The sequence below is a fragment of the Desulfocurvus vexinensis DSM 17965 genome, assembly GCF_000519125.1.
Taxonomy (GTDB): Bacteria; Desulfobacterota; Desulfovibrionia; order Desulfovibrionales; family Desulfovibrionaceae; genus Desulfocurvus; species Desulfocurvus vexinensis.
In genome coordinates, this window is record NZ_JAEX01000001.1 from 393445 (window position 1) to 411258 (window position 17814).

Consider the following 17814-nt stretch of genomic DNA (forward strand, 5'->3'; position numbering starts at 1 on the left):
CAAAACCCTTGAGGATACGTTGCACAGGTCGGGCAGGAAAGCAAGGGGCGGCCCGCCCCGCCGACCTGGCGGCGGGGGGGGCCGTCCTGCACGGTGGGCTGCCGGGGTGTTCCCGGCCCTGCCGGGGGGTCAGCCCTGCTCGTCCAGGCTCTTCAGATAGCGGAACAGCGCCCGGCTGGACTTGGGCGGCTTGGCCTTGGCGGCCTCGCGGGCGGCGTTGCGGGCCAGGGTCAGGGCGTGCTGGCGGTCCAGCCCGGGGAGGGCGGCGGCGATCTCCTCCACCAGGGCGAATTCCCCCGCCACCAGCCGGTCGCGCCAGTCCTCCACCTGGTGGAAGGCATTGTCGGCGCCGCGCTTGCGGTGGTCCAGGTCGTCCATGGCCCGGCGCAGGGCGGCGATCTCTTCGCTGTCGGCGTCGCCCGCCAGTTCGCGCACCAGGCGGCCCATGTACTGCATGTGGCGCCGCCGGGCTTCGTGGGCGGTGAGGGTCTTGGAAAACAGCGCGGCCTCGGCCAGCTTGGGCGCGAGGCCCAGGCTGGCGATCTTCTCGGGCGACAGGGCGCACAGGGCCTCGCCCAGGGCCTGGAGCTCGTGCATCTCGCGCTTGAGTTGGGATTTGCTCTTGCGGTCGTAGTCTTCGGCTTCGATCATTGGTCCTCCCCCACGCGGGGCATGAGCAGCGTAGCGCGGCCCGGGGCAGCCTCGAAGGCGCCGCCGTAGGCCTGCATGGCCAGCCGCAGGTAGTCGGCGCAGGGGCCGGGCAGCGCCGTGCCATTCGGATCGGGCTCCACGGCCACGGCCACGGCGTCGGCCCGGACGTGCACGGCCACGGTGGCGCCGCTGGCCCCGCAGTCCTTGTAGGCTTCCAGGGCCGTTTCCACAAGGTCGGCCAGCACCTCGGGGTCCATGCGTGCCCGGGGCGCCGCGGGGCTGTGCGCGAAGCCCAGGGCAAAGCCCGCCAGCCGTTCGCCGGAGCCCAGGGCGGCCAGCAGCGTGGCCACGGCGTGGTTGACCTCGACCGGCCCGGCGTGGTCGGCGAAGCGGAAGCCGTGCAGCGCGCACAGGAAATCGCCCAGCCTGCGCCGGGCGCGGCGGGCGGCGCGGGCGCCGGGCCACTCCTCGCTTCCCGGGGCGGCCAGGGCCTGGTCCAGCTCGCGGGCCAGGCGCGCGGCCCGCAGGTGCAGCCCGGGCAGGGCGGACCGGGCGGGCAGGGCCTGGGGCAGGCCCGGGGCCTGCGGCGCCCCGGCCTCGTCCAGCAGCGCGGCGCAGGCTTCGAGCAGGGCCTCGGGAAAGGCCGTGTCCTGCCGGGGCGTGGTGAGCTGCGCATGGCCGTGCAGGCCGTCGAGCATGTCGGCCATGACGCGGCGGGCCTCGCCGCGCTCCAGGGCCCGGCCATGGCCGGGCAGCACGGTGGTCACGTTGCAGTGGTCCAGCAGCCAGAGGATCTTCTCCAGCGAGGCCGCAAGCTGCACGCCGTCCCATCCGGGCAGGGCCACCAGCCCCGGGCCGGTGGCGAAGGGCAGGTCGCCCGCGAACAGCGCCCCGCCCACGCGGTAGCACACGCTGTCGGGGCTGTGGCCGGGGGTGTGGTAGACCTGGAGCGCGTCGCGCGGGCCGATGGGGATGGACAGGGAGCGCAGCCCGCCGCCGGGGGTGTCCATGGCCCGCGACACGCCCGCCGGGCCCGGCCCGGCGAACAGGGCGTGGATGTCACCCAGGGCGGGGATGGGCAGGGCCGTGAGGGCGGCCAGGGTCAGGTCCGCGTCGCCCCGGCGCAGGGCCTCGGCCCCGGCGCTGTGGCAGACCACGGTGGCCTCGGGCAGGGCCTGCAGAAGCGTGCCCGCCGCCGCGCAGTGGTCCAGGTGGCAGTGGGTCAGGCACAGGGCGGCCTGGCGCGGCAGCTCGCGGGTCAGGGCGCGGGCCGCGTCCGCCACGGCCCGGGCCTGGGCCAGGTCGGCGCCCGGGTCGATGACCAGCGCGTATTCCGGGGTCCGCAGCAGGTAGGTGTTGCAGCGCAGCACGCCGGGGCGGCGCGCAAAGGCCAGCATGGCCGTGTCCAGCGCGCCGGGGAGCATTTCCCATTGCGGCTGCGTCGGTCGGTGGTCGGTCACTCGTCCTCCCGGGGTCCGGAAACCCCTGGGCGCCCGGATAGCCGAGTTGGCCGCCCGAGTCCAGGAGTTCCGGCGGGCCCGGGGCCCGGGGCTCGCGGGGGCTAGCCCAGGGTCACGTCGGCGGCCACCACGCCGAGGACGGCCTCGCCGGGCCCGCGCAGGGGCATGGACACGGTCAGGCAGCGCTGCCCCGAGGCCTGGGACACGTAGACCTCGGAGATGGCCAGCCCCCCGAGGGCCATGGCGGCGGTGAACCAGGGCCGCGAGGACCAGTCGCGGCCCCGGGCCCGGGCGTCCTCGGGGCTCTCGCGGCCCGGGCGCGGCACGTTGGCCACGGGCTGGATGCCCCGGGCGTCGGTGAGGTAGAGCAGCTCGACGAAGGGCGCGGCCTGCACGGCCTGGCGCAGGGCGCGCTCCTGGCGGGCGGGCTCGAAGGACAACACGTCCGCCGAGGCGGCCAGGGCGGTGATCAGCTCCTGGACCTTGCCGCTGCCCATGAGCTCGAAGGCGCCGTTGAGGCCCCCCAGCTCGTGGACCCGGGCCAGCAGGCGCTCCTGGGCCCGGGCCGACTGGTCCATGTCTTCCACGGTGCGCCGCGAGATGGCCTCCACGCGGGTCACGGCGCGGGTGACCTGCTCGCTGGCGGCGGACTGCTGGGTGGCGGCGGCGGCGATGGACTGGATCTGCCCCGCGTTCTCCCCGGCCAGGCCGACGATGGCGGCCAGCATGTCGCCCGAGCGGCGGGCCACGTCCGTGGCCTGGCCCACCAGGTGCGCGGCCTGCTCCATGCCGCTGCGGGTGCGGCCCACGCCCTGCTGGATGCCCTCGATCTGGGTGCCCACGTCGCGGGTGGCGGCCATGGTCTTTTCGGCCAGCTTGCGCACCTCGTCGGCCACCACGGCGAAGCCGCGCCCGGCGTCGCCCGCGCGCGCGGCCTCGATGGCCGCGTTGAGGGCCAAAAGGTTGGTCTGGTCGGCGATGTCGTTGATGACCCCGATGATCTGCCCGATGTTCTCGGCCTGGGTGCCCAGGCCCTGGACCACGGCGCCCAGCTCGGCGGTGCGCTCGCGGGCGGCCTGGATGGCGCCCACGGTCTCTTCCACGGCCCCGGCCCCGGCCTGGGCCTGCTCCATGGCCCGCTGGGCGGCCAGGGCGGCGGATTCCGCCCCCTGGGCCACCTGGGCCACCGAGGCGTTCATCTGCTCCATGGCCGTGGCGGTTTCCGCAGCCAGCTGGCGCTGCTCCCCGGCGCCCCGGGCCGCGCTCTGGGCGGCGAATTCCAGGTCGGCGGCGCTGCCGTGGATGTCGGCGATGGCCGCGCCCAGGGTCGCGGCCGCGCTGCGCAGGCTCTGGCAGCGCGAGGCCTCGGCGCGCCGGGCCAGGTCTTCCCGGCGCCGGACCTCGGCGGCCAGGTTGGCCTCCAGGGCCCGGACCTTCCCGGCCAGGGCCTCCCGGTCTTGAAGCAGCTGGCGGATGCTGACAAAAATGGCATCGAACCCGGGCAGGTCCGGGACAGAATTGTCATCGCCCGCCGCTGCGGGCCCCCCGGGGGCCAGCAGGGCGGCCAGCCGGGCCCGGGTCGCGTCCAGGGCCCGCCGTTGCCGGGCCGCCACCAGGGCCGCCCAGGCCGCGCCCAGCAGGGCCGCGCCCAGGGTCAGCGCGCCCAGGGCCAGGGTCCAGGAGCGCTGGGCGGCCAGGGCGCTTTGCATATTTGTCATGGCTGCGGAGGCCGGGTCGGGCCCGGAGGCGGCAACGGCCAGCAGGGCCGCGGCGCAGAGGGCGGCGGGCAGGAAGGGAACGCAGGGGGCAAGCGGGCTGCGGGGCATGGGAGACTCCTGATGAAGAGATGGGACCGGAACGGGAAAAGCAAAAACAGGGCCAGTGGCCGGGCTGGCGGGCCGCACGCGGGCGCGGCGGGGTGTACGCCTGCGTGCCTGACCATGTCGCGGGTGTGCGCGAAGCGGTGGCGATTCGGACAAAGGGCGCAAAAGAGGAAGGGAGGGGCCCTCGGCGGGTGCGCGCGCGGGTGCGGCGCGAAGCAGCTATCGAATTTGTCCGTCCCCGCAGGGCCATGGCGCGGACGCACGCGAGGGGGCGGGGGCGGGCCCGGAGTCCCCACGGGGAGCGGCGCCCCGGGCCCGGAAGTCCCGGCGTTTTCATGGCCCTTGTCCTTGGCCGGGGGAGTGGGTTAGGGAGAGGGGACGACCAGGGCCCGACCACGGGCCGAAGGGGTGGATTTGAGCGCACGGCACAAGGATTCCGGGGCAAAGCGGCACGGTGGCGCGCGCGCGGGCGGCGGCGCTGGCCTTGGGCTGTCCGCCGCCCTGGACAGCCTGGACACCCCCGTCTTCGTCAAGGACGAAAACCACCGCTGGGTCTACCTGAACGATGCGGCCTGCCGGGTGCTCGGCCACGGACGCGACGAGCTGCTGGGCAAGGGCGACGCGGACTTCTACGACGACGAGTACGTGCGCTTCCTGTGGGCGAAGGACGAGCAGGTCCTGTCCGGCGGGGAGTCGCAGCACTACGAGGCGCGCGTGGTCTGGGGCGGGCGCACGCACCACATCGTGGCCCGCAAGAGCCTGCACGTGGACCCGGACACCGGGCGGCGCTACGTGGTCGGCGTGCTCCAGGACATCACCGACATCCGCGCCACCGACGGCTCCCTGCGCGAGAGCGAACGCAAGCTGCGCACCATCTTCGAGCGCGCCAGCGTGGGGGTGCTCGTGGTGCGCGACTTCAGGCTGCTGTTCGCCAACCCCTGGGTGGAGGCGCTGTGCGGCTATTCGCGCGAGGAGTTGCGCCACCGCGACCTGCTGGACTTCGTGCTCCCCGGCGACCGGGACATGGTCGGGGCCCTGCGCGACGCGCTGCTGCGCACGGGGGCGGCCCCGGGCCAGACCATGTTCCGGGTGCAGGCCCGCAGCGGGCATACCCGCTGGGTGGGCGCCTCGGGCGTGCGCATCGACTGGGAGGGCGCCCCGGCGAGCCTGCTGTTCCTGGCGGACCTGACCGGCCTGAAGCTGGCCCGCGACGAGCTGGCCCTGAGCGAGCAGCGCCTGCGCCAGGTCATCGACCTGGTGCCGCATATGATCTACGCCCGCGACGGCACGGGCCGCTATCTGCTGGCCAACCGGACCATGGCCGAGGCCTGCGGCACCACCGTGCAGGCCCTGACGGCCTGCGGCCCCGGGGCCGGGCTGTGCCCCCCCCACGGCGGGCTGGCCGAGGTGGACCGCCGCGTGCTCAAGACGGGCCGCCCGGTGGCCGAGCCCGCCCTGGAGTTCATCGACGCCTCGGGCGCCCGCCGCGTGCTCCAGTGCGCGGCCATGCCCTTTTTGACCCACGACGGCGCCGGGGCGGTGCTCGGGGTCTGCACGGACATCACCCGCCCCAGCAGGATGCTTGCGCGCCTGGAGCGCCTGAACCATACGCTGCTGCACTTCGGCAGCGACCCGGTGGGCAACATCCAGGCCCTGGTGGGCCTGTGCGGCGCCATGCTCGACGGCGCCTGCGCCCTCTACAGCCGCATCGAAGGCGATGCCCTGGAGGTGGCGGGCGCCTGGAACGCGCCTGCGGACCTCGAACTGCGGGGCGACGCCCGGGGGCATATCTGCACCGAGGTGGCGCGGCTGGGCGACGCCGGGCCGCTGCTCATCCGCAACCTCCAGGACTCGCGCTTCGCCGAGACCGACCCCAACGTGCGCCGCTACGGGCTGATGACCTACCTGGGCGTTCCCGTGGCCATCGGCGAGAGCCGCCTGGGCACGCTGTGCGTGGTCTACGCCCGTGACGAGCAGCCCGGCGACGAGGACCGCTGGCTGCTGGGTGTGGTGGGCTCGGCCATCGCCGTGGAGGAGCGCCGCCTGGCGGCCATGAACGCCCTGCGTCGGCGCGAGGGCACCCTGCGTGCGCTGTTCGACGCCATCCCCGACCAGGTGCTGCTGCTGGCCCTGGACGGCACGGTGCAGGCCGTGAACCGCCACGCGGCGGACGCCCTGGGGCGGCGGCCCGGCGAGATCATCGGCCGCCCGGTGAGCGCTTTTGCCTGCGCCGGAATGCGCCCGCCCGGCGAGCGCGTCTTCGCCCAGGTGCGCGAGATGGGCGGGCCCGTGCAGTACTCCGAGGCCGGGGCCGGGCGCTTCTTCGAGCGCGAGGTGTCCCCGGTGTTCGACGAGGCGGGGGCCGTGGGCGGCTACGCCCTGTATTCGCGCGACGTGACCGCCGAGCGCAACGCCCAGCGCGAGCTGCTGGACAGCGAGGCGCGCCTGCGGGCGACCTTCGAGCAGTCCGCCGTGGGCATGGCCCATTGCGGGCTGGACGGGCGGTTCCTGGAGGTCAACGACCGGCTGTGCGCCATCCTGGGCCACCCGCGCGCCGCGCTGACCGGGCTGCGCTTCCAGGACGTGATCCTGCCCGCCGACCTGCCCGCCGACCTGCCGCTGCACCAGGCCATGCTGCGCGGGGAGATGCCCGACTGCTCCATGGAAAAGCGCTACCTGCGCAAGGACGGCCAGGTCGTGTGGGCCAACGTCACCGTGAGCCGCATCCTGGACGAGGGCGGCGGGCACCGCCACAGCTTCGTGGTGGTGGAGGACATCACCGAGCGCAAGCTCATGGAGGAAGCGCTGCTGCGGCGCGACGCGGTGCTCGAGGCCGTGAGCCTGGCGGCGGAGAAGTTCCTGCGCGAGCCGGACTGGCGCGGGTCCATCGCCACGGTGCTGGAAACCTTCGGCGTGGCCGCCGGGGCCGACCGGGCCTACCTGTTCCGCAACGTGCGCGACGACGCCGGGCGGCTGTGCATGGAGCTGCTCGTGGACTGGGCCGCCCCGGCCGCCCCGCCCCGGCCCGACGCCGCGCGCCTGCGGCGCCTGCGCTACGACGAGGCCGACCTGCGCGAGCTGGGGGCCGTGCTGGGCGCCAAGCGGCCCTTCCACAGGCTGGCCCAGGATCTGGAGCCCGGCGAGCAGGCCCTGGTGCGCCTGCACGGCGTGCTGTCCCTGGCGGTGGTGCCGGTGTTCGTGCGTGACCAGTGGTGGGGCTTCATGGGCTTCGACGACTGCTCGCGGGGCCGGCGCTGGATGCCCGTGGAACTGGAGGCGCTCATGGCCGCGGCGGACATCCTGGGCAACGCCATCGCCCGCAGGCATGTGGAGCAGGCCTTCCGCGAGAGTGAGCGCAAGTTCCGCATCATCGCCGAAACCGTGGAGGACGTGTTCTGGATCACCAGCCCGGACCGGGGCACCCTCATCTACCTGAGCCCGGCCTTCGAGCGCCTGGTGGGCCCGCGCGAGGAGGTCTTCCGCGATCCCGCCGGGTTCCTGGCCCGGGTCCACCCGCAGGACCGCAGGCGCCTGGCGGCCCACTATCTCCGCCCGGCCCGGGGCCCGCGCGAGGTCGAATACCGGCTGGTGTCGGCGGACGGCGCCGTGCGCTGGGTCCGCGAGCGGACCTTCCCGGTGCTCGACGATGCCGGCGCGGTGGAATGGCTGGCCGGGGTGTCCAGCGACGTGACCCTGCGCCGCGAGGCCGAACAGCAGACCCTGCGCTCCCTGCGCGAGAAGGAACTGTTGCTCCAGGAAGTCCACCACCGGGTGAAGAACAACCTGCAGATCATTTCCAGTCTGCTGGACATGGCCGGGCGGCGCATCGAGGACCCCAGCGCGCGGGAGATCATGCGCGACACGCAGTCCAAGGTCCACAGCATGGCCATGATCCATCTGCAACTGTACGGCTACGAACGCTTTGACAGCATCGACATTGCAAGCTACGCCAAGCTGCTGACCTGGCAGCTCGCCCAGATGTACAACGCAGGCAACGTCACGCCGCGCTTCGAGCTGGCCGAGACGTTTTTGCCCCTGTCCAAGGCCATCCCCTGCGGCCTGGTGCTCAGCGAGGCGCTGTCCAACGTCTTCAAGCATGCGTTCCCCGGCGGGCGCCGGGGCTCGGTGCTCGTGGCCGTGGCCCCCGGCGCAGGCGACACGGTGGCCCTGCGCGTGGAGGACGACGGCGTGGGCCTGCCCGGGGCTGCGCACGAGGGCAGCGCGGGCATGAAGCTCATGGGCAATATCGTGCGCTACCAGCTTGGCGGCAGCCTGGACGTCACCTCCGGCGGCGGCACCCGCGTATGGATCACCTTCAGACGGCAAGACGAAGGAGCAACCCCATGACCCCTCCCGACGGCGGCGCCAACAGGATCCTGGTGGTCGACGACGAGGCGATCATCATCACCCAGCTCGAGGACATGCTCGCAGCCCTGGGCTACGAGGTGGTGGGCAAGACCTCCTCGGGGGCCGACGCGGTGCGCCTGGTGCGCGAGCTGGCGCCGGACCTGGTGCTCATGGACATCGTCATGCCCGGGGCCATGGACGGCATCACCGCCTGCGCCACCATCCAGGAGCAGCTGGACACCCCGGTGATCCTGCTCACGGCCTACGGCGACGACAGCCACATCGCCCAGGCCAAGGCCGTGCGCCCCTACGGCTACATATTGAAGCCCAGCCAGAACGACCAGATCAAGGCGGCCATCGAGATCGCCCTGGAAAAGAAGGCCGTGGAGCGCGACATGGCCGGGGTCATGGCCGGGTTGCGCTCCCAGGCCGTGGACCGCGAGTTGCAGCTCAAGGAGATCCACCACCGCATCAAGAGCAACCTGAACATGATCTGCGGGCTTTTGGCCCTGCAGGGCATGCGCTGCGAAAGCGGCGCCTGCGCCGACGCCCTGCGCGCGGTGCGGGGGCGGGTGCTCTCCGTGGCCAAGGTCCACGAGGCGCTGTCCAGCTCGCGGCACCTGGACTCCATCAACGCCCGCGACTATTTCCGCAGCCTGGCCGACGCCGTGCGCCGGGCCTACGCCGTGCCCGACGCCCTGATCCTGGACCTGGACTGCCCGGACCTGGAGCTGGAGCCGGATAAGGCCATGCCCATGGGCCTGATCTGCACCGAGCTGTTGACCAACGCCCTGCGCCACGCCTTCCCGGGCGGGCGCGCCGGGCGGGTGCGCATCGTCCTGGGCCGGGCCCCGGGTGTCTACGAGCTGGCGGTGTCCGACGACGGCGTGGGCCTGCCTCCAGGGCTGGACGTGCGCAACAGCGGCACCCTGGGCCTGGAGCTGGTGCACGGGCTGGCGGCCCAGGTGGGCGGGGGCGTCGAGCTCGCCCCGGGCCCGGGCGCCGGTTTCCTGGTCCGCATTCCCGCCTGAGCCGAGGAGCCCCATGCCGCTGCACGACGTGCTTCCCGCACTGACGGATTTCCTCGTCCAATGGACCCGCACCCACCTGCTGGCCTGGACGGCCCTGGCCCAGGCCGTGGCCGTGGCCGCGTGCTGCGTGGCGGGCTGGGCCCTGGCCCGGCCCCTGGTGGCCCAGATGCAGGTGCGCTTCCCGGGCGGGCCGGGCCCGGTGGCGCGCGTGGCCCGGGCCCTGGCCCAGGTGCTGCCCTGGGCCACGGGCATGGTGCTGGTGCTGGGGGCCCGCGCGGCGTTCGCCGGGGCCGGGCTGCCCGGGGCGGGCCTCAAGGCGGCGGGCACCATCCTTTTGGCCTATGTGCTGGTGCGCTTCCTGGGGTCGGTGATGCTGTCGCGGCTGTGGGGGCGGCTGGCCGCCGTCGTGGCCCTGGTGGCCGTGGCGTTGGAGACGGCGGGCGTGCTCTCGCCCGTGCTGGCCTGGCTGGACGGCTTCGGGCTGGACCTGGGCGGGGCGCGCATGACGGTGCTGACCCTGGCCAAGGCGGGCGTCGTGCTGGCGGTGCTCATGCGCCTGGGGGCCTGGGCCTCGGAGCTGGTGGAGCGGCGCATGCAGGGCGTGACGGAGATGACGCCCTCCATGCGCGTGCTGCTGGGCAAGGTGGTGCGCGTCGCGCTGTTCGTGCTGGCCTTCATGATCGCCCTGGGCAGCGTGGGAGTGGACCTGACGGCGCTCACGGTCTTTTCGGGCGCCGTGGGCGTGGGCCTGGGCTTCGGCCTGCAGAAGGTCTTCTCCAACCTCGTCAGCGGGTTCATCCTGCTGCTGGACAAGTCCATCAAGCCCGGCGATGTGATCGAGGTCGGCGGGGTCTACGGGGCCATCAAGGAGCTGCGGGCGCGCTTTGTCTCCGTGGTCACCCGCGACGGCACGGAATACCTGATCCCCAACGAGGACCTCATCACCGGGCAGGTGGTCAACTGGTCGTTTTCCGACAACAACGTGCGCCTGCGCCTGCCCGTGGGCGTGAGCTACAATACGCCCGACGTGCGCCGCGTGCTGGCGCTCATGGCCGAGGCGGCGGCGGGGGTGCCGCGCGTGCTGGCCTCGCCGAAGCCCCGGGCGCTGTTCCGGGGCTTTGGCGACAGCGCGCTGGACCTGGAGTTGCGCTTCTGGGTCGGCGACCCGGAAAACGGCGTGGGCAACGTGCGCAGCGAGGTGGGGCTGGCGGTGCTGGACGCCCTGCGCGCCGCAGGGGTGGAGATTCCCTTTCCCCAGCGCGACCTGCACCTGGTGTCCGGCTTCGCCCCCGGCGGCGCGGGGGCTGCTGCGGCTCCTCAGGGCCCTCCGGAGCGGAGCCGGGGCGGGGACGACCCGGCCTGACCCCGCGCGGGCGCACCGTCCAGGCCGAACCATGGCCCGCGCGCCCAGGCCCGGCCCGCCACGCAAGGAAAGGGCCGGCCCCGGCCAATCCGGAGCCGGCCCTCTGCACGGAGGTGCCCGGCGATGCGGAGCCTGCCAGAGTCCGCCCGCCGAACTGTCTGCCGCCAGCCGCCGCATCCGGCGGTGGCGAAAAATCCTGTCTACTCCTGCCCTGCCGCCCCGGGCGGCGCCGCCTCGCCCTCCCGGGCGATGAGCGCCAGCTCGTTCAGGAAGGCCTCGCGCATGAGCCGCACCAGGTGGCCGTTGCGCGAATACAGGCACTGGGCCGAGCCCTTGGGCTCCAGGCTCCCGGTGAGCACCGCGGCGGTGTCGGCGATGATCTTCACGTGCCCGCGCTCCCGGGCCTTGCGGTGCACCAGCACCCCGGGCAGGCCGGGGTCGGCGTCGCACAGCAGCACCGTCTTGCGCCCGCGCGCCGCCAGGGCCGCCAACTCGTGGGCCACATGGGCGGCCTCGGCGCTGTGGGCCGAGACGTACACATGGCTGCGCACCGCCCCGAGCATGGCCCGCATCTTGTCCACCACGTTGGCATGGCCCGACACGGTGAGGTAGGGCTCCTCCTCGTCCGCGCGCTCGGGCAGCTCGCGCTCCAGCAGGGCCAGGGCGGCCTCGCTGGCGGCGCGCAGCCGCGCCAGGAACTCGCCCCGGGGCGTGGGGCTGAAGCGCCTGGCCGCGCCGCCCGAACTCATGGCCCCGCCCTTTTCCGCCAGCCCGGCCAGGGCCGCGTAGGCGTTGGAGCGCGATATCCCGGCCCGCTTGGCGGCCTCGTACCCCGTCTGCGGCCCGTGGCCCAGCAGGGTCACGTACATCAGCGCCTCCTGGCGGGTCAGGCCGAACCTGTTGAGGGCGTCGATGCAGTCCATGCGGTAGTGGTTCCTTTTGGGACTACTACTCTCCGGAGGCGGAGGATGTCAATGCCTTTGCTGGAAAATCGACTTCGGGGCAGTCGGTTTTCTGTGCGGGCAGCGGCTGCGCGGGCAGCGTCACGGGAGGGAGGGTGAAGGCGGCCGGGCTAGACGATCCGGGCCCCGGAGAGGATGGTCACGAAGCGTTTGAACATCTCGATGTCCAGTTCGTCGAACATCTCGTCGCGCATGATGCGCAGCACCTGGAAGGGGTTCATGGCCTTGCTGTAGGGGCGGTTGGTGGTCATGGCGTCGTAGATGTCGGCGATGGTCACGGCGCGCACGGGCAGGGGGATGGCCTCGCCCGCCGCCCCGGCGGGATAGCCCGAGCCGTCGAGCTTTTCGTGGTGCAGCAGGATGCAGTTGTGGGCGGTCTGGGACAGGGGCAGCCCGGCGCACAGGGCCACGCCCTTCTGGGGGTGGGTGTTGATGACGGCGCGCTCGGTGAGGGTCAGGGCGCCGGTCTTGCTCAGGATGTCGTGGGAGACCAGGACTTTGCCGATGTCGTGGAGCATGGCGCCGATGCCGGTCTGGACCAGGGTTTCGCGGTCGGTGCCGTAGGTTTGCAGGATGGCCGAGGAGTAGAGGAAGACGTGTACGCAGTGCGAGAAGGTGCGGTAGTCGTGGGACACGAGCTGGGCCAGGGTCTGGAAGGACTGCCCGGCGCACAGGAAGGCCATGGCCTCGCGCACGAAGTCCATGACCCGGGCGATGTTCTGCTGGCGGGCCAGGGCCTCGGGCAGGCGGTGTTCGAAGGCCGAGCGCACGATGTCCACCGCGCAGTCGTGGACGATGCGCGCGCGCTCCTCCAGGGGGGCGTCCTCGTGCAGCAGGGTCTTGCCGAGGTTGTGCTCCACGTAGGCGCGGTAGGCGGGCTCCTGCTCGCAGGAAATGTAGACCTCGGCCACGCCATTCTCGCGCAGGGCGGCCCGGTGGCGCGCGGTGAAGCGCTCGCAGGCGCGGGTGTAGAGCACGAACTCCCCGTCGCGCAGCAGGAATACGTCGAACCCGCCCTGTCTGCCGGGGAACAGCATCAGGGGCGATACGGCGAAATAGCGGTCCTGGCGCAGGCCGGGGCGGTCGAAGGGCTCGTGCATGGTTTCTCGCTGGGGAGGGGGCCGAAACGGCAAGACGGCGAACGCGGAGAGCGCCCGGGCGCGGCGCGCCGGGTGCTGCGCTGCCCTGGGGGGGCAGCCTGCTCCTTGCGTTGGTCGGTATGCGGAGCCCGCCGTGGGCGGCGGGCGGCGTTTCTCCCGTTTGTCCCGGTGCGCCTGGGCCAAACTATCACCATACCCCAGAGCGCGATGTCTGTATATAGGGGTTTCCACCATTTGTACAGGGGGAAATACCCGGGAGGCCTTGCTGGGCATGGGTTGCAACGCAACTGGGCGATGTCGCACGCGTTCTGCTCCGCCCTGGTCTGCGTGGCGCGCTTCCTGCGTGTGGGGGTGCTGCGCGGTCGCCCGAGGCGTGGCGGGGGCGCTGCCCGCGCCACGAAGCGGGCCCGCGCCGAGCGGGCAGGCGACATCCCGCCGCTCGGTACGCGCCCGCCCCGCCCCTGCGGGCGGGCGCTACCCGGCCTGCTCCCGGGGCGCCGGGTCCATGCGGCGCCGGGCGGCGTCGAGGTAGGTGTAGTAGACCGGCGTGAAGTACAGCGTGAGCACCTGGGAGATGAGCAGCCCGCCGACCACGGCCAGCCCCAGGGGCTGGCGCGCGTCGCCGCCCGCGCCGATGCCCAGGGCGATGGGCAGCGCGCCCATGAGCGCGGCCATGGTGGTCATCATGATCGGCCGGAAGCGGATCAGCGCGCCCTGGCGGATGGCCTCCAGGGGCGTCAGGCCCTGGTCGCGCTGGGCGGCGATGGCGAAGTCGATCATCATGATGGCGTTTTTCTTGACGATGCCCACGAGCATGATGATGCCCACGAAGCCGTAGATGTCCAGGTCCCGCCCGAAGACGGCCAGGGTCAGCAGGGCGCCCGCGCCCGCCGAGGGCAGGCCCGAGAGGATGGTCAGCGGGTGGATGAAGCTCTCGTAGAGGATGCCCAGCACGATGTAGATGACCACGATGGACAGCAGCAGCAGCATCCACATTCCGGCCATGGAGTCCTGGAAGGCCTTGGCCGTGCCCTGGAAGCTGAAGTTGAACGAGGGCGGCAGGGTGTCCAGGGCCAGGGCCTCGATGGCCGCCACCGTGGGCCCCAGGGACTGGCCCGGGCCCAGGTTGAAGGACAGCGTCACCGAGGGCATCTGCTGGGTGTGCGACACCGACGAGGGCCCCGAGTCCAGGGACAGGTCGGCCACGGCGTCCAGGGGGATGAGCGCGCCGCCGTCGGCGCGCACGCGCAGCATGCTCACGGCGTAGGGCGTGCGCTGGAAGTCCGGGGCCAGTTCCATGATGACCTTGTAGTCGTTGGTGGGCGCGTAGATGGTGGACACCTCGCGCGAGCCGTAGGCCATGGCCAGGGTGTTTTCGATCTGCCGCGGGCTGACCCCCAGGGCCGCCGCGCGGTCGCGGTCGATCTGCACGCGCAGCTGCGGGGTGTTGAGCTGCATGGTGCTGTCCACGTCCTGGATCTGGGGCATGGCCCGCATGCGCGCCAGGAACTGCGCCGCGTGGGCGTAGAGCTCCTCGGTGTCGGGGTTTTGCAGGGTGAACTGGTACAGCGCCTTGGTGGTGCGCCCGCCGATGCGCACCGGGGGCGTGTTGCGCGGCACGGCGATGATGCCGGGGATGTCGGCCAGCTGGGGCCGCAGCCGGGCGACCACCTCGTCGGCGCTGGCGTCGCGCTCGTGCAGGGGCCGCAGCTTGCCCATGACGCGCCCCGCGTTGGTGTTGCTGTTGGGCCCGCCCGAGCCGACCACGGACATGGTCGATTCCACCGCCGGGTCGGCGGCGACGATGGCGTCCACCTTGCGCTGGAGCTCGCGCATGACCTCGAAGGACGTGCCCTCGACGGCCTCGGTGGACACGTCCACGCGGCCCTGGTCCTCGCTGGGCAGAAAGCCCTTGGGCACGGCCACGAACAGCCAGCCCGTGAACCCGAGGATGGCCAGGGACAGGGCCATGGCCAGGGCCCGGTGGCGCAGGGTCGCGTCCAGGGTCGCCTCGTAGCCCCGGCGCAGGGCCTCGAAGCCGTGCTCGATGGCCATGTACAGCGCGCCGTGCCGGGCGCGGGCGTGGTCGCGCAGGATGAGCCGGCAGAGCATGGGCGTAAGCGTCAGCGAGACCAGCCCGGAGATGAGAATGGCGCTGGAGATGGTCACCGCGAATTCGTTGAACAGCCGGCCCACGATGCCGCCCATGAACAGCACCGGGATGAACACCGCCGCCAGGGACACGGTCATGGACACGATGGTGAAGCTGATCTCGCGCGAGCCGTCGAGCACCGCGCGCAGGGTGGGCTTGCCCATCTCCTTGTGGCGCACGATGTTTTCCAGCATGACGATGGCGTCGTCCACCACGAAGCCCAGGGACAGGGTCAGGGCCATGAGCGAGATGTTGTTCAGGCTGAACCCGGCCAGGTACATCACCGCGAAGGTGCCCACGATGGACAGCGGCAGGGCCAGGCTGGGGATGATCGTCGCCCGCAGGGTGCGCAGGAACAGGAAGATGACCAGCACCACCAGCACGGCGGCCAGATACAGGGTGAACTCCACGTCGGCCACGGACTCGCGGATGGTCTGCGAGCGGTCGTACATGACCTCCAGGTCCACCGCGGCCGGGATCTGCGAGCGGAACGAGGGCATGAGCCGCAGCACGTCGTCCACGATCTGCACCGTGTTGGACCCCGGCTGGCGCGAGATGGCCAGGATGATGGCCGGGTCGCCGTCGAAGGTGTTGGCGCGGCGCTCGCTTTCCACGCCGTCCTCGACCACGGCCAGCTCGCCCAGGCGCACGGGCGAGCCGTCCATGTAGCTGACCACCAGGGGCCGGAAGGCCTCGGCGTCCATGAGCTGGCCCGAGGAGCGCACGGTGTATTCGCGCCCGGGGCCCGCCACCGTGCCCGTGGGCAGGTTCACGTTGGCGCGCTGCACGGCGGCCAGGACCTCGTCCAGCCCGATGCCGCGCGCGGCCACCAGCTCGGGGTCCACGCGGATGCGCACGGCGTACTTCTGCGAGCCGTAGACGTTGACCTGGGCCACGCCCGAAACCATGGAAATGCGCTGGGCCATGATGGTCTCGGCGTATTCCGTGACCTCGGACAGGCGCAGGGTCGGCGAGCTGACGGCGATCATCAGGATGGGCGAGGCCGCCGGGTTGACCTTGCGGAAGTACGGCGGGGTGTTCATGTCGTCGGGCAGGGCGCGCATGGCCGAGGAGATGGCCGCCTGCACGTCCAGCGCCGCGTCGTCGATGTTGCGCGAGAGCGCGAACTCCAGGGTGATGCGCGTGGAGCCCAGGGTGCTTTCGGAGGTGATGGACTCCAGCCCCGCGATGGCCGAGAACTCCTTTTCCAGCGGCGAGGCCACGGACGAGGCCATGGTCTCGGGGCTGGCGCCCGACAGCGAGGCCGAGACCTCGATGGTCGGAAAGTCCACGTTGGGCAGGTTGTTGATGGGCAAAAGCGTGTAGCTGAACAGGCCGAAGACCAGCAGCCCGAGCATGAGCAGCGTGGTCATCACCGGGCGTTCGACGAAGATGCGCGAGATGTTCATGGCGGCCTCAGCTCTGGCCTGCGGGGGCGGGGCTCACGGGCGTGCCGGGCTTGAGGCGGATCTGGCCCTGGGTGACCACCGTCTCGCCCGGGGCCACGCCCGAGGTGACGACGGTCTCGCCGTCGAGCACGGGGCCCAGCTCCACCGGGCGCAGCTGGGCGACGCCGTCCGCGACCACGTAGCAGTACGGCCCGTCGATGCCCACGCTCACCGCCGCCGAGGGCACCACCACCGCCTGGGGCAGCACGCCCAGCACCAGGGTCGTGCGCGTGAACTGCCCGGGCCACAGGCGCCCGGCGGGGTTGGCGAACACTGCGCGCAGGCCGATGGTGCCCGTGGCCTTGTCCACGGCGTTGTCCATGGCCGCCAGGGTTCCGGCCTCGGCGGGGCCGGGGTCGCCCGTGGGCGCGGCCAGCACCTGCGCCTGGCCCTGGAGCAGGCGCTGGCGCACGGCGGGCAGATGCTGCTCGGGCACGGCGAAGTCCACGGCGATGGGCGAGACCTGGTTGATGAGCAGCAGCGTGCCCTTGTCGGCCTCGACCACCGTGCCGCGCTGCACGAGAACCTTGCCCGCCTGCCCGGAGATGGGCGCGCGCACGTCGGTGTATTCCAGCTCCAGTTCGATGCGCTCGATGGCCGCGCGGTTCATTTCCACCGTGGCGGACAGGCTGTCCTCCTCGGTGCGGGCGCGCTCGAACTGCTCCTGGCTCACGGCAGCCTGGGTCACCAGGTCCTGCTGGCGCTGCATGTCGCGCCGGGCCTGCTCCAGGGCGGCCAGGTCGCGGGCCAGCTGGGCCCGGGCCTCGCGCAGCCGGGCCTGCACCGGGCGCGGGTCGATCTGGAACAGGGGCTGGCCTTCGGCCACCAGCTGCCCGTCGGCCACGTGCTGGGCCACGATCATCCCGCCCGTGCGCGGCGTGACGGCCACCGAGGCCAGGGACTGCACCGTGCCCACGGCGCGCAGCTCCAGGGGCACGTCCCGGGCCTGGGCCTGGGCCACGGCGACGGTCACGGGCCGGGGGGCGCCGCCCTGGGCCGGGGCGCCGTCCTTGCAGCCTGCGGCCAGGGCGGCCAGGGCCAGGGCCAGCAGCGCGGGCAGGACGAGGGCAGGAAGCGGGACAAGGGCCGGACGTGCGGCCCGTCGGGGCCGGGAGCTGGGCGTGGGGCTGTGCATCGGTGTGGAAATCCTCGTGGGCTGGTCCGTGCGGGCCGTGGCGTGGATGGATTGTGCAGACAGACTATGCACAGGCGCCGAGAGGGCGTCAAATGGATTGGAATGGTGGGAAAAGGCGGTTTCCGGTCAGCGCCGGGAAGTTTTGACGAATCGCGGCAGGGCAACCCGTCCCGGTTTCCCGGGCACAGGAAAGCGGGCCACGGCCCCGGCCGCGACCCGCGCAAATCTGGTCGGGGCGAGAGGATTTGAACCTCCGGCATTCAGCTCCCAAAGCTGACGCGCTACCAGGCTGCGCCACGCCCCGACGGGAGAGGGTGTCGTACCGGAAAGGGGGCGCCAAGG

At 72.5% G+C, this 17814-nt stretch carries 10 protein-coding genes and 1 tRNA gene; 3 read left to right on the forward strand and 8 right to left on the reverse strand.

The annotated features are described in order from the left end of the window. Positions 1-129: 129 nt before the first annotated feature. The 3 genes from yjgA to G495_RS22715 form a co-directional block, all read right to left on the reverse strand. A complete protein-coding gene (yjgA, locus tag G495_RS21520) occupies positions 130-651 on the reverse strand; it encodes a ribosome biogenesis factor YjgA (RefSeq protein WP_028586409.1) in 522 nt (173 codons plus the stop codon). Continuing rightward, positions 648-2111, reverse strand: coding sequence for an MBL fold metallo-hydrolase (locus G495_RS20080; protein WP_156939542.1), 1464 nt, complete (start codon positions 2109-2111; stop codon positions 648-650). The genes yjgA and G495_RS20080 overlap by 4 nt, the downstream gene beginning before the upstream one ends. Before the next feature lie 101 nt (positions 2112-2212). Beyond that, complete coding sequence (locus G495_RS22715) at positions 2213-3829, reverse strand: methyl-accepting chemotaxis protein (RefSeq protein ID WP_169734341.1); 1617 nt, start codon at positions 3827-3829, stop codon at positions 2213-2215. Positions 3830-4348: 519 nt separating this feature from the next. Between G495_RS22715 and G495_RS20085 the strand changes: the two genes are divergently transcribed. Genes G495_RS20085 through G495_RS17085 form a run of 3 tightly spaced genes read left to right on the forward strand, consistent with a single transcriptional unit; the run spans position 4349 to position 10675 of the window. Further along, positions 4349-8281, forward strand: coding sequence for a PAS domain S-box protein (locus tag G495_RS20085; protein ID WP_051444961.1), 3933 nt, complete (start codon positions 4349-4351; stop codon positions 8279-8281). Further along, positions 8278-9312, forward strand: coding sequence for a response regulator (locus tag G495_RS20090; RefSeq protein WP_051444962.1), 1035 nt, complete (start codon positions 8278-8280; stop codon positions 9310-9312). The genes G495_RS20085 and G495_RS20090 overlap by 4 nt, the downstream gene beginning before the upstream one ends. 13 nt (positions 9313-9325) lie before the next feature. Then, the gene (locus G495_RS17085; RefSeq protein WP_051444963.1) at positions 9326-10675 is read left to right on the forward strand and encodes a mechanosensitive ion channel family protein; all 1350 of its coding nucleotides are present in this window, start codon (positions 9326-9328) and stop codon (positions 10673-10675) included. A 200-nt stretch (positions 10676-10875) separates the two neighbouring features. Here G495_RS17085 and G495_RS0101830 read toward each other — a convergent pair whose 3' ends face one another. The 5 genes from G495_RS0101830 to G495_RS0101850 form a co-directional block, all read right to left on the reverse strand. Then, on the reverse strand, positions 10876-11598 hold the full coding sequence (locus G495_RS0101830) for a TrmB family transcriptional regulator (protein ID WP_028586411.1): 723 nt from the start codon (positions 11596-11598) through the stop codon (positions 10876-10878). A gap of 149 nt (positions 11599-11747) precedes the next feature. Then, a complete protein-coding gene (locus tag G495_RS0101835; protein ID WP_035250459.1) occupies positions 11748-12737 on the reverse strand; it encodes an HD-GYP domain-containing protein in 990 nt (329 codons plus the stop codon). Positions 12738-13211: 474 nt separating this feature from the next. Further along, positions 13212-16298: an efflux RND transporter permease subunit gene (locus tag G495_RS0101840; RefSeq protein WP_028586413.1), complete on the reverse strand. Its 3087-nt coding sequence runs from the start codon at positions 16296-16298 to the stop codon at positions 13212-13214. Between the two features lie 7 nt (positions 16299-16305). Next, complete coding sequence (locus G495_RS17090) at positions 16306-17544, reverse strand: efflux RND transporter periplasmic adaptor subunit (RefSeq protein WP_169734342.1); 1239 nt, start codon at positions 17542-17544, stop codon at positions 16306-16308. Between the two features lie 155 nt (positions 17545-17699). Further along, a tRNA-Pro gene (locus tag G495_RS0101850) sits at positions 17700-17776 on the reverse strand. Positions 17777-17814: the final 38 nt, after the last annotated feature.